This window comes from Gemmiger gallinarum, from assembly GCF_014982805.1.
Classification (GTDB): domain Bacteria; phylum Bacillota; class Clostridia; order Oscillospirales; family Ruminococcaceae; genus Gemmiger; species Gemmiger gallinarum.
Genome location: NZ_JADCKC010000004.1, coordinates 91,102 through 103,814 on the forward strand (window position 1 = coordinate 91,102; position 12,713 = coordinate 103,814).

The 12,713-nt window shown below is 63.6% G+C and carries 11 protein-coding genes; 1 reads left to right on the top strand and 10 read right to left on the bottom strand.

Annotation, left to right across the window (positions count from 1 at the left end; genetic code table 11):
• Nucleotide 1 precedes the first annotated feature (1 nt).
• Nucleotides 2-844: an ABC transporter ATP-binding protein gene (locus INF35_RS13000; RefSeq protein ID WP_207728324.1), complete on the bottom strand. Its 843-nt coding sequence runs from the start codon at nucleotides 842-844 to the stop codon at nucleotides 2-4.
• 244 nt (nucleotides 845-1,088) lie between these two features.
• Between INF35_RS13000 and INF35_RS13005 the strand changes: the two genes are divergently transcribed.
• The gene (locus INF35_RS13005; RefSeq protein ID WP_193503169.1) at nucleotides 1,089-2,243 is read left to right on the top strand and encodes a hypothetical protein; all 1,155 of its coding nucleotides are present in this window, start codon (nucleotides 1,089-1,091) and stop codon (nucleotides 2,241-2,243) included.
• A 134-nt stretch (nucleotides 2,244-2,377) separates the two neighbouring features.
• Here the strand turns inward: INF35_RS13005 and galE are convergent, their stop codons facing one another.
• The 9 genes from galE to INF35_RS13050 all read right to left on the bottom strand — a co-directional run bounded on the left by galE (nucleotide 2,378) and on the right by INF35_RS13050 (nucleotide 12,686).
• The gene (gene galE, locus INF35_RS13010; RefSeq protein ID WP_193503171.1) at nucleotides 2,378-3,403 is read right to left on the bottom strand and encodes a UDP-glucose 4-epimerase GalE; all 1,026 of its coding nucleotides are present in this window, start codon (nucleotides 3,401-3,403) and stop codon (nucleotides 2,378-2,380) included.
• Nucleotides 3,404-3,537: 134 nt separating this feature from the next.
• Nucleotides 3,538-4,470, bottom strand: a complete 933-nt coding sequence (locus tag INF35_RS13015; RefSeq protein ID WP_193503173.1) for an AraC family transcriptional regulator — start codon at nucleotides 4,468-4,470, stop codon at nucleotides 3,538-3,540.
• An 18-nt stretch (nucleotides 4,471-4,488) separates the two neighbouring features.
• Nucleotides 4,489-5,577, bottom strand: a complete 1,089-nt coding sequence (locus tag INF35_RS13020; protein WP_193503175.1) for a hypothetical protein — start codon at nucleotides 5,575-5,577, stop codon at nucleotides 4,489-4,491.
• 22 nt (nucleotides 5,578-5,599) lie between these two features.
• Nucleotides 5,600-7,891: an ATP-dependent Clp protease ATP-binding subunit gene (locus tag INF35_RS13025; RefSeq protein ID WP_193503177.1), complete on the bottom strand. Its 2,292-nt coding sequence runs from the start codon at nucleotides 7,889-7,891 to the stop codon at nucleotides 5,600-5,602.
• 151 nt (nucleotides 7,892-8,042) lie between these two features.
• Nucleotides 8,043-8,723 carry a CvpA family protein gene (locus INF35_RS13030; RefSeq protein ID WP_193503179.1) on the bottom strand — a complete coding sequence of 227 codons (681 nt, stop codon included), beginning with the start codon at nucleotides 8,721-8,723 and terminating at the stop codon, nucleotides 8,043-8,045.
• A gap of 46 nt (nucleotides 8,724-8,769) precedes the next feature.
• Nucleotides 8,770-10,119: a DUF5711 family protein gene (locus INF35_RS13035; RefSeq protein WP_193503181.1), complete on the bottom strand. Its 1,350-nt coding sequence runs from the start codon at nucleotides 10,117-10,119 to the stop codon at nucleotides 8,770-8,772.
• 51 nt (nucleotides 10,120-10,170) lie between these two features.
• Nucleotides 10,171-10,971: a tRNA pseudouridine(38-40) synthase TruA gene (gene truA / locus INF35_RS13040; protein WP_193503183.1), complete on the bottom strand. Its 801-nt coding sequence runs from the start codon at nucleotides 10,969-10,971 to the stop codon at nucleotides 10,171-10,173.
• Between the two features lie 22 nt (nucleotides 10,972-10,993).
• Nucleotides 10,994-11,809, bottom strand: coding sequence for an energy-coupling factor transporter transmembrane component T family protein (locus INF35_RS13045; RefSeq protein WP_193503186.1), 816 nt, complete (start codon nucleotides 11,807-11,809; stop codon nucleotides 10,994-10,996).
• Nucleotides 11,799-12,686 carry an energy-coupling factor transporter ATPase gene (locus tag INF35_RS13050; protein ID WP_193503188.1) on the bottom strand — a complete coding sequence of 296 codons (888 nt, stop codon included), beginning with the start codon at nucleotides 12,684-12,686 and terminating at the stop codon, nucleotides 11,799-11,801. The genes INF35_RS13045 and INF35_RS13050 overlap by 11 nt, the downstream gene beginning before the upstream one ends.
• Nucleotides 12,687-12,713: the final 27 nt, after the last annotated feature.

The following is a 12,713-nucleotide window of genomic DNA, read 5'->3' on the forward strand; positions in this document are numbered from 1 at the left end:
CTTATTTTGCTGCGGCGTCTGCCGCGGATGTTTGCTGTCCGGCATTTTTCTGTGCCTGGCGGGCGGCCTGTTCGGCCTTTTCCCGGGCGGCTTCCTCCGCCTCGTCCCGGGCCAGCTCGTCGGCCAGGGCCTGACGGCGGCGGATGCGCTCCTCCTCAGGGGGGACCACATCGCTCTGCACCTTGCCGTCCAGAATGGTGATGATCCGGTCTGCACAGGCCGCCAGGGACGGCTCGTGGGTGACCATGACAAAGGTGATCTGTTCCTTTTTGGACATTTCCAGCATGCGCAAAAGCACCTGCCGGGAAGTTTTGCTGTCCAGGTTGCCGGTGGGCTCGTCGGCAAAGATGACCTTGGGCCGGCTGACAAAGGCACGGGCAATGCCCACACGCTGCTGCTGGCCGCCGCTCATCTCGGTGGGCAGGTGGTTCATGCGGGAGGCCAGCCCCATGCTCTTGAGCTCCTGTTTGGCCAGAGCCATGCGCTGCCGGCGTCCCATGCCCTTGAACATGAGGGGCAGGGCCACGTTTTCGGCGGCAGTCATGCTGGGCAGCAGGTTGTAACTCTGAAAGATGAAGCCCAGATGTGCCTGGCGGAAGGCCGCCAGCTCGTTTTCGGTCATGGCACTGATCTCATGCTTTCCGATGAAGACCTTGCCGCGGGTCGGTTTTTCCAGCCCGGCCAGCTGGTTGAGCAGGGTGGACTTGCCGCTGCCCGACTGGCCCACAATGCAGCAGAACTCGCCTTTTTCCACATTGATATCGACGTTGTCCAGGGCAACGACCCGTTCCTTGCCCACCGCGTAGACTTTGCGCAGTCCCACGGTACGGATGATCGGCGCCATTGGCATCCTCCTTTTTCGCCCGGTTTCGATGGTTTCAGCTTCTATCATATCATGCCGTGGGGATAAACAAAAGGCCCCGGGATGTAAATTTTTGCGAAGAGCTCTCTCACCCAAAATTTTCACGTGACAGCGCAGGCTTGTTATGGTATACTAAGTCAGTTACAGACCATTTTCGACGAGATTTTTCCGGGGAGTTTCGCCCCGGATTTTTCAGGAGCTTTTACCGGAGGTGCTTGGCAAAACGATGAAGAAGCTTCGTCTGCTTGGCCTGCTGGCAGCGTTTGCGCTGATGGCGGCATTTTCTCTGCCTGTGGCGGCGGAGGACTACGACACCGTGATCGACGGCCTTTCCCGCCTTCAGGCGCTGGCGCAGCAGTATGCCGACGACAATCCTTCCGAGTCTTTTGACCCCATCGAGCTGACCCTGTCCTACACCCGGACACAGCCCTACAATACCCCTTTGTGGCAGATGACCGCGGGCGCCCGCGACGCCGGGTTTGATGACTACGTGGAGGAGCAGGACCCCGACCTGGTCTCCCTGCAGGGGCTGGGCAGTGTGGAGACCTCCGCGGGCAGCGTGGACTTCGGCCACCTGCTGGCTTCCATCAACCTGGTTTACCGCGGTCTGCCGGTGGTGGGCAGCTGGGGCGGCGACTGTGTTGAGCTTGCCCAGCAGTACGCCGGCCAGGCCTCCGACGCCGCCGGCTATGCCGAGTTGATGAGCGGCACCTTTGAGGATGAAAATTCCACCTTTGGCGGGGAGGACCTCCGGGCCGACCTGGACGCCGTCATCATCGGCGCGGGGTTAAGCCAGGGCGACGACCTGGCTCAGGCCATGCAGGACTATTACAGCTCCGTCAGCGAATACGACCGCGCCTACCAGTTCATTGCCCTGACCTTCGGGGACGTGAACACCGGCAGCACCACGGATTTTGCCAACGAGGTCTACCAGGCCGCCACCCAGGACACCGGCATGCAGCTGCTGCTCTACCTCAATGATATGTGGGTCAGCGACGGCTGGACCATTGCGGAAGACGCGGCCGCTCCCCTGCAGGGCTCCTGTCAGGTCTTTGCCCAGTACCTGTCCGGGGCCGTGAACGGCGAGAAAGTCAAGAGCGACTCCGACACCCGGATGATCACCATGGCCGGGGACCAGCTTTCCCAGTTTTTGTCGGGACTGGGGGATGACAGCGCCGCCAGCGCGGCCCTGAACGCCAACGACGGCGAGGCTGAGACCTCCAACAGCGGCAGCACCGTGTCCGAGATCTTCTCCGGCGCGGCCCAGGGCTTCCAGAGCGGGTTCAGCCTGCAGGTGTTCGAGATCGTGCTGCTGGTCATCGGCGCAGGTGCGCTGATGCTGCTGCTCATCTGCATCGTCATGCTGGTGCGCCGCCGCTGAACTGTTTCTCTCTGGTAAAGACGGAAATCCACGGTCTCCGTTACCGAAAAAACGGCACAATACATCAAAAGGCGCAGGCCCCGCAGGGTCTGCGCCTTTTTCGTATCTGTATGGAAATGCCTGACGGTTACGCTTTATGCCTTGGTCTTGTAGCCGTCGGGGTTATGGCTCTGCCAGTTCCAGCTGTCGCGGCACATCTCGTCGATGCCGTACTCTGCCTTCCAGCCCAGTTCCCGCTCCGCCTTGGAGGGGTCGGCCCAGCACTCGGCGATGTCGCCGGGGCGGCGGGGATCGATGACATAGGGCAGCTCCCTGCCGCATGCTTTGCTGAAGGCATGAATGACATCCAGCACGCTGTAGCCGTGGCCGGTGCCCAGGTTGCAGATGAAGAGGCCGGGCTTCTGCGCCAGCTTTTTGACGGCGGCCACATGGCCCCTGGCCAGGTCCACCACGTGGATGTAATCCCGGACGCCGGTGCCGTCGGGAGTGGGATAGTCATTGCCGTAGACATGGACCTTTTCCAGCTTGCCCACGGCCACCTTGGCGATGTAGGGCACCAGGTTGTTGGGGATGCCGTTGGGGTCCTCGCCGATGAGTCCGGAAGGATGGGCGCCGATGGGGTTGAAGTAGCGCAGCAGGGCCACATTCAGTTCGGGGTCGGCGTGGCAGCAGTCGGTGAGGATGCGCTCGGTAAAGACCTTGGTGGTGCCGTAGGGGTTGGTGGTGGCGCCGGTGGGGAAGTCCTCGGTGATGGGCACGCTGGCGGGGTCGCCGTAGACGGTGGCCGAGGAGGAGAAGATGAAGTTGTGGCAGTTATGACGGCGCATGACATCCAGGATGTTCAGGCTGCAGGCCAGGTTGTTGGAGTAATACTCGATGGGCTTGGCAACGCTCTCGCCCACGGCCTTGTAGGCTGCAAACTGAATGACGCAGTCGATGTCGGGGTTGGCGGCAAACAGAGCCTCCACCGCCGCCTTGTCGGTCATGTCGGCCTCCACAAAGCGGAAGTCCTTGCCGGTAATGGCCTTGACGCGGTTCAGAGCCTCGGGGCAGGAGTTGTAGAAGTTGTCCGCCACAACGATGTCGTAGCCGGCCTCCAGAAGTTCGACACAGGTATGGCTGCCGATGTATCCGGCGCCGCCGCTGACCAGAATTGCCATAGTACTCGCTCCTTCGTTTCGTTTGTATTTTTGTTGCCGGCAAAAGGCATACCCGCTGTTGGTTCAGGCGATTTTTGTCGGCTTCGGTCCGATTTTTTGCGTTGTTTACGTTGGTTATTCCGGTGTTTCTGTCCTTATTCTACTTCACTGCCTGACTTTATTACATGGACGTTTGAGGGAGTCGCATGTCGGTTTGTTGCGGGCTTCGCATCTGCGGGGTGCAGCCTGCGGCAGTACTCCCGGGGAGACATGCCCTCCGCCCGGCGAAAGCACCGGGAAAAGTACGCACTGTCGGCAAAGCCCAGTCGCCCGGCGGTCTCGCCGGGGGTGCAGCCAGCGGCCAGCAGTTCCCTGGCCCGCTCCATCTTCATGGCGGCAAAGGTTTCCATGGCGCCCCGGTGCATTCGGGCGCGGAAGGCCTTCTGCAGCCGGGCGCGGCTGACCCCGCAGTCCTCACAGACCTGGGCAATGGTCAGCTCCCGGGCAATGTTTTTGGAAAAATAGACCCGCACATAATCCACCAGCGCCTGCTGATCCCGCTCCTGACGGGCACGGGCGCTCAGGCGGCGAGTACGTCGGCGGGCCCGCACCAGCTGGATGAGCAAAAGTTCCAGACAGTCGCAGAGATACTGTTCTGCCCCAAAGGGCGGCTCGGCCTTGCGCTGAGGCTCGCCCCCCGGCTCCTCCGCCTGGACAAAGAGCTCCCGCACGGCGGTGGTGATCTGCTGCATGCGCAGCTTTTCCGCCAGGTCGATGCGCAGCGGGCGGCCGTAAAGCTCATCCAGCGCTGCGCCGGAGCAGACAAAGCCCACCCGCAGCACCTCGGGGGGGACCTCTCCCACCGCCCGCATGGAGACGGTCTCTCCGGGACGGTGGAACAGCAGCTGCCCCGCCCGCAGGGTCACGGTGCGGCGGTCGCCGTGTTCCTCCACCATGCCGCTGAACAGATAAACCATCTGCCAGTTTTCACACAGGCGCTCGGGGAGACAATCTCCCACACGCCATTCCTCACAGCCTGCCCCGGCCACCTGTTCAATGCGCAGGGGAAAGTGTTCGCTGCCGTCCATAGGCATTCTCCCTCCCTGTCAGGCCGCGGGCCGGGCCGCCACGGCGCCGTCGGGCAGCGGGACGCTGCTGTCCGGCGTCCGGGCCGAAAAGGCCCCCGCGGGCAGTTCGGTCACCTGGGGGAAGCGGTCCATCCCCTCAAACCGGGTGCACAGCCCCAGGCGATAGGCCGTCAGGGGGCTGATCTGTTTTTCAATGCCGCCGTACATCAGGCTGCCGCCGGGGCCGTAGGTATCCAGCATGATCTCGTCCGGCCAGGTTTCCTCCACAAAGGCGGTGAGCTCGGGCGTGACATAGTAGTCGGTGCTGCCCTCGTACAGATCGGGAGCGCCGAACATGTGCAGGATCTCGTGGGCGTAGACCGCCGGGGTCTCCGCCGCGTCGGGGGAGGTGTAGGCGTCGCTGCGGTACAGGCAGCTGAATTCATGATAATAATCGGCGTCGTCCTCCATATAGTGGACGATGGTAAAGGAGGCTCCCGCCACCGGCAGGAAAAAGAGAAATCCCACATTGGATGTTCCGTATTTCTGGTGCAGCTCGTCGGTATCCAGCCCGGCGCAGATATCATAGGCGGCGGTGTAGAAGTCGTCGCTCTCGTTGGACTCGGTCCCCCCTGCAAAGCTGCCGTTGTAGGTCAGGTGATAAAACAGGCCGCTGTCCTCGGAGCCGTCATCGCAGGTGATGGAGGGGGAAGTGTTGTAAAGAGCACACTGTTCCTCGATCCAGTCCACCGCCACCGCCAGCGTCTCCCGGCTGTCGGCGATGGATTCCTCGTCCCAGGAAGCCCCCCCCGCCTCGTCCAGATAGACGCTGACCAGCACACTGGGCCAGGCCAGCAGGGCGGCGCTGCCGTAGCGGCGCTGTTCCGCCGTGGTTCCCTGAGCGGGCGCCCAGCCCTGCCAGGGGTCGGACTCCCCCCAGGAATCCCATCCGTCGTCCCAATCATCGGGCGTCTGCTCCCCGGAACCGGCATCCGGCCAGTCTCCGGGGGTCCGTCCCGCCTGGCTGGGCAGGGTCAGTCCGGCGCGGGGGGCGCAGCCCGCCAGCAGCAGCAAGGCCGCCAGCAGAGCCGTCAGGCGCAGGAAGGCCGGTCGCTTGATGTTGTGCATGGTGTGTCCCTTTCCGGGCCGGTCACTGCGGCAGGCGCAGCACCGGCTTGCCGTCCTCGGCTTCCAGTACCACGGTGTCGGGGGAAACGCCCTGTCCCAGGCGGCTCTCGATGAGGGCCTGGGCCACCGGGTCCTCCACCTCCTTGCGGATGGTGCGGCGCAGTTCCCGGGCGCCGAACTTGGTGCTGGTCTCGTTCACCAGGGCGGTGAGTGCCTCGGGGGTGTATTCCAGATGAATGCCGTGGGCCTCCATGCCGGGCTTGTATTCGTCCAGCATGAGGGCGGCGATGCGCTCCAGGTCGGCCTGTTCCAGCGGGCGGAAGGTGATGATCTCATCCACGCGGCCCAGGAACTCGGGGCGCAGGAACTCCTGCAATGCCTTCATGCTCTTGTTGGCGCTGATCTGCTCGGCGGTCTTGTTGAAGCCGGTCTCCCCCGAGCGGTCGGTGCTGCCGGCGTTGGAGGTCATGCAGATGACGGTGTTGGAGAAGTCCACCGTGCGGCCCTGGGCGTCGTTGATCTTGCCCTCGTCCAGGATCTGCAGCAGAATGTTCATAACGTCGGGATGGGCCTTCTCGATCTCATCAAAGAGGACCACGCTGTAGGGATGGCGGCGGACCTTTTCGGTGAGCTGGCCGGCCTCGTCGTAGCCCACGTAGCCCGGAGGGGAACCGATGAGGCGGGAGACGGCATACTTCTCCATATATTCGCTCATGTCGATGGAGATAAGGGGATCCACCGTGTCAAAGAGCTGATTGGCCAGCTGCTTGACCAGTTCGGTCTTGCCCACGCCGGTGGGGCCCACAAAGATGAAGCTGGCAGGACGGTGACGGCCGGACAGGTCGGCCCGGGACCGTTTGACGGCCTGAGCCACCTTGTGGACGGCCTCGTCCTGACCGATGATGTGGGCTTTGAGGGCGTCCTCCAGCCCCAGCAGACGGCCGTACTCGCTCTCCTTGATCTTGACGGCGGGAATGCCGGTCCACAGCTCCACCACCTGGGCCACGTCGTCCATGGAGACAGCGATGTCGGCGGTGCGCAGCTGAAGGGCAGGCAGCTTTTCCCGCACCCGGGCCAGCTCGGTCTTGACCTTGGCCAAAGCCTCGTAGTCGATGGCCTTGCCGTCCTCGGGGTTTTCCAGATCATGCTCCTGGGCTTCCAGGGCGGTGACCTGTTTCTGGGCGTTCAGGAATTCGGTGATCTCGGGGTGGCGCAGGTTGCAGCAGGCGCAGGCTTCGTCCAGCAGGTCGATGGCCTTGTCGGGCAGGAAACGGTCGGTGATGTACCGCTCGGCCAGGCGGACGATGCTGGCGGCCACCGCATCCGGCACACGGACGCAGTGATGCTTTTCGTAGTAGACCCGCACGCCCTTGAGCACCTCGATGCTGTCGGCGATGGAAGGTTCATCCACCTTGACGGGCTGGAAGCGGCGTTCCAGGGCCTGGTCCTTCTCGATATACTTGCGGTACTCGGTGAAGGTGGTGGCACCGATGACCTGGATCTGTCCCCGGGAGAGGGCCGGCTTCATGATGTTGGCGGCGTTCATGGCGCCTTCCGAGTCGCCCACACCCACCAGGTTGTGCAGCTCGTCGATGAACAGAATGATGTTGCCGGCCCGGCGCACCTCGCTGATGAGGCCCTTGACCCGCTGCTCGAACTGGCCGCGGAACTGGGTGCCCGCCACCAGGGCGGTGAGGTCCAGCAGATAGATCTCCTTGTCCGCCAGACGGGCAGGGACCTTGCCCTCCACAATGCGCTGGGCAATGCCCTCGGCAATAGCGGTCTTGCCCACGCCCGCCTCACCGATAAGGCAGGGGTTGTTCTTCTGACGGCGGCAGAGGATCTGGATGGTGCGGTAGATCTCCCGGTCACGGCCCACAATGTGGTCGATGCGGCCATCCCGGGCCTTCTGGGTCAGGTTTTCACAGTAATTGTTCAGGAACTTGCGCTCCTGTTTCTTGTCCCGGCCGTGCTTGTCGGACTTTTTGTCCTCGCCGTTCTGGGCTGCCTGAGCGCCGGGGCCGAAAGGGAACACCGGGCTGCCGCCGGGGACAAACTCCTCGGGTTCGCCGCCGTCCTCAGCAGGCATCATGGCGCCGTTCTGGGCCGCTTCCTCCAGGAAGCTGGTCATGCGCTCCTCCATGTTTTCCAGGTCCTGATCCGACACGCCGAAGCGCTTCATCAGATCATCCACCGGCTGGATATGCATTTCCCGCGCGCAGGTCAGGCAGTAGCCTTCCTGAATGGGTTTGCCGTTTTCCATGCGCTGGACAAACACCACGGCGGTTCTCTTTTTACAACGGACACAAAGCATAGGGTTCCCTCCCTCGATTGCAGAATGCGGCGGCTGCCGCCGTTATCACCGGAAGGACCTCCCCGCGGGAGGCGTTTTCCGGCGCAAATGCGGCGCGGGCGGCAGTGTCCTCCGCCGCCTGAGCCACCTTTATCTTACCATGATTCTGCGGTTATAGCAAAAACGGATTGAATCCGGTGAAGAACCGGTACAAAAAGCTGCCCGACAGCACATCGGGAGCCAGCCAGGTCAGGGTGCCGCCGGTGACGGAGGAAGCGCCCCACATCAGCAGGCTGAGCATCCAGCAGTCCAGGGCGCCGGTGACCAGGCCCAGCAGAAGGCCCAGGGTCTGGTTGAGCCCGCCCACGATAGGCAGGTCGTTGCAGCCCCGCAGCAGCTTTGCCAGCAGGCGGAAGACCCACCGGATGACGGTGCACAGCACCAGGAAGATGATCGCCTGCAGCAGAGGCAGGAAGATGGGTTCCAGAGCAGCCACCACCTGCTGGGAGATATCGGCGGAAGAGCTTTCCAGCGCCAGCTGGAGCTGACCGGCCACCTGGTCATACAGCTCCTTGGGCAGGAAGCCCAGGTACTGCTCCATGACGGCGGGGAGGTTTTCTCCCTGGGTGGTCAGGGCGTCGGTGACGGTCTGGCCCACCGCCACGCCGATGTGGTCGGTGTAGATGACGGGGGCCAGCTCACCGGCGGCCCAGACCGCCCCCAGCACCCCCAGCACAGCGCCGGCCAGGCCCACAAGGCCGGACAAAAGGCCCTGACGGCGGCCGTGCAGCGCAGTGATGACAAGAATGATGACAAAGACCAGATCATAGATCAGGCCAAAGGACAGAGGCATGGCGGGTTCTCCTTTCGGGACGGGGAATGTACGGATCAATGGGCGGTCAGGACAAAGTCCGGACCTGGGTACCGCTGAAAATCAGCGGGGAATCGGCGTTGAGCAGGGCGATGGCGGGGCTGTCCAGGGTCTGTTCCCAGTCGGTCTGGCCGTCGTAGCCGGTGCGGCGGACCTGATTGCCCCCCGCCAGATAGATGTCGGTGCGGGTGCAGCAGAGCATGGCGGAGGTTCCCGCATCCACCCGGGCCAGCTCGTTGAGTTCGCTGTCCAGCACCACCAGGGTGGAATCGCTCTGGCCGGAAAGCAGCAGGGCGATGCCCCGTCCGGCGGTATCCACATCCAGCAGAGTGCCGCCGTTGAAGCCGCAGCGGGCCACCTCGGTGCCGTCATCTGGGTTGAGCAGCACGGCGCCGTCGTCAAAGATGGCCAGCACCCGGCTGTCGGACAGCCAGTAGAGATGCAGAATCATGCTGCCTGCGTCGGCGGTGTAGGTGGCCACCGGCTCGTCGGCGGTCACGTCCATAAAGAACAGTTTGGTGCACAGCTGGCCCTCCGCCGCCGACAGGCAGCCCGCCGCAAACCGGCGGTTGTCCGAGGCAAAGGCCAGGGCCACCGGGGTGCCGTCCGCCTGGGTGGGGTACCACTCATACAGAGCGTCGAACATGGGGTCGAAGACCTCCACCCCCGCGGCGTAGCGGGTGGACTCGGTGACCACGGCGGTGGTGCCGTTGTTGCTCATGGCGCACAGCAGGATGTTGGAGGAAAAGTTGTGGGTGTACAGGGTGCCGGTGCGGCTCTCGATGCGCAGCTCCGCCCCCGCCCGGTTGTACAGGGCAAAGCGGGTGTTGCCCACCGCAATGGCGGGACGGGCGTAGCCGGGCTGGATGGTGCGCACCTTGGCCCCGTGGGAGGAAAACACCGCCACATCGGTGGCTCCCAATTCCACAAAACCTCCGGCCAGTTCCTCGATCTGCAAGGGGTCTGCAATGCCGGTGGAGGCAGGCCAGCCCCCCGGCTCAAAGGCCAGGGTAACGCTGTCGGCCAGATCCCCCAGCATGGCGATGGAGGTGCTGAACACACCGGTGAGCACTGCAAGCCCCAGCGCCATGACCAGCACCAGGGCGATGAGCAGATTGCGCTTGCGGCGGCGCCGCCGCTGCAGGATGGGACTCAAGGGACGGGTGTTGCCGGTACGGCTCTGCCGCCCGGCCGGTTGGCCTCCGGCGGCCTTTTCGGCGTCGGGGGAGGCGGATTTTTGCCGGGGCGTGCGGAAGGCAGCATCCTCCGCCGGGGATTCCGGGGTTTCCTGGGGTTCGTCGGGGGGCAGGGTCTCTCCCCGCTCCCGGGCCAGCATGCGCTGCATTCTGGCCCGGCGTTCCTTTTCTTCCCGGTTCAAAGCCTTCCCCTCCTTTCCACGCCGCCCTGAAGGCGGCTGCTGAACTCGAAATTATGATTCTGGTGATTCTGCCTTTGGGGCGCTGTTCTCCGCGGGCTGCAGTGCCTGTTCGGGATAATCCACCCGGATCAGGAACAGCCCCCTGGCGGGCAGGGTGGCCCCTGCCCGGCGGCGGTCCCCTTTTGCCAGAATGTCCGGCAGGGCGGCGGGGTCCAGTTTGCCCCGACCCGCCTCCACCAGCGTTCCCGCCAGAATGCGCACCATGTTGTACAGGTAGCCGTCCGCCGTGACGGTGACGGTGACCAGCTCGCCCCTGCGCTCCACCGTGCAGGCGGTGATGGTGCGCACCGTGTCCCCGTGGGCCGCCGGGCCGGAACCCGCCGCGCAGAAGGCCCGGAAATCGTGGGTCCCCACCAGTTGGTCTGCGGCGGCCTGCATGGCGGCCACGTCCAGCGCCCCCGCCGTCCGCCAGCAGGTGTCCCAATCAAAAGGATCGTCCACCGCGCTGTTGCGGATGCGGTAGCAGTAGGTCTTGGCGTGGGCGGCGTACCGGGCGTGAAAGTCCTCGGGCACGGGGCGGGCGCTTTTAACCCGGATGTCCTCGGGCAGGTGGGCGTTCAAGGCCAGCACCAGCCGGAAGGGCGGGATGTGTCCATCATAGTGGAAGTTGAGCGCGAAATCCAGCGCATGAACGCCCGCGTCGGTGCGGGAACAGCCTTTTACGTCGGGGCGTTCCCCCAAAACCGCCTCCAAAGCGTCCTGAAAGGCCTGACAGACGGTCATGGCGTTGGGCTGGACCTGAAACCCGGCGTAGCGGGTGCCCTTGTAGGCCAGGCGGAGCAGCACGTTCATGGCAAAACCTCTCTTTGTCCGGTCACAGGCCGGGGAAGATCCACCGGGTGGCCAGAATGATGCCGAAGGTCACCAGGCAGAACAGAGCGCACCAGGCGTCGGTGCGGGTGAGATGCAGCACCTTCAGGCGGGTGCGGCCCTCGCCGCCCCGGTAGCAGCGGCACTCCATGGCCATGGCCAGCTCGTCGGCCCGGCGGAAGGCGGACAAAAACAAGGGGATCAGGATGGGCACCAAAGCGCGCATCCGCTCGCTCAGCTTGCCGGTGTCCAGCTGGGCGCCCCGGGCTTTCTGGGCGTTCATGATCTTCTCGGTCTCATCGATGAGGGTGGGGATGAACCGCAGGGCGATGGTCATGATGATGGCGAACTCATGCACCGGCAGATGGAGCTTGGACAGCGGCCGGAGCAGGTTTTCGATGGCATCGGTCAGGACCACCGGGCTGGTGGTGTAGGTGAGCAGGCTGGTGCCCGCAATGAGGGCCATGACCCGCACCGCCATGAGGATGGCGAAGCTGACGCCCTCGGCATAGATCTTGAATACCCAGAAGGAGACCAGCGGCTCCCCCTCCCCGGTGATGAAGAAGAGGTTGATGACCGAGGTGAAGATAATGATGGGCACAATGGGTTTCAGGCTCTTGAGAATGAGCTTGAAGGGGATTTTGGACAGGGCATACAGCGCCCCCAGCAGCACCACCGACAGCGCCACGCCCACGGCGTTGCCGCAGGAGTAGAGCACCACAATGTAGGCGATGGTGGCGATGAGCTTGAGACGGGGGTCGCAGCGGTGGACCACCGAGTTGCCCGGGAAATGCTGGCCGATGGTGATATCACGAAGCATCTGCGCCGCCTCCTTTGCCCTGTTCTTGCTGCCACAGACGGCGGATGGTCTTGACCGCGTAGGGCACGGTGTAGACATCGATGGGGATGTCCAGGCCTTTCTGCCGCAGTTTCAAAAAGATCTGGGTCACCTGGGGCACAGACAGACCCAGTTCCAGCAGTTCCGGCGCACGGGCAAAGACCTTTTCCACCGTGTCGTACATGGCCACCTTGGCGTGGCTCATGACCAGCACCCGGTTGGCGTACTTGGCAATGTCCTCCATGGAATGGCTGACGAGCACCACCGTGATGCCGGTCTTTTCGTGGTAGGCCTTGATCTGGGAGAGGATGGTGTCCCGGCCCTCCGGGTCCAGACCGGCGGCGGGCTCATCCAGCACCAGAATGCGGGGCTCCATGGCCATGACGCCCGCAATGGCCACCCGGCGTTTCTGGCCGCCGGACAGTTCAAAGGGGCTGCGCTGCAAAAGGTCGTCGCTCAGGCCGGTAAAGGCTGCCGCCTCTTTTACGCGGCGTTCGATCTCGGCGTCGTCCAGGCCCATGTTCTTGGGGCCGAAGGCGATGTCCTTGGCGCAGGTCTCCTCAAAAAGCTGGTATTCCGGGTACTGGAACACCAGCCCCACCAGAAAGCGGAAGGACCGCAGATCGCTGCCCTCCGCCCACATATCCTTGCCGTCCACGATGATCTTGCCCGAAGTGGGGCGGTTGAGGCCGTTGAAGTGGCCGATCAATGTGGACTTGCCGCTGCCGGTGGAGCCGATGATGCCCACGAAGTCCCCTTCCTCAATGGAAAAGCTGACGTCGTCCAGGGCGGCGGTCTCATCCGGCATGCCGGGGTTATAGACGTATTTCAGATGTTCAACTCGAATGATCTCGGACAAAGTGGTTCCCCCTGTTCCCTGAGATAT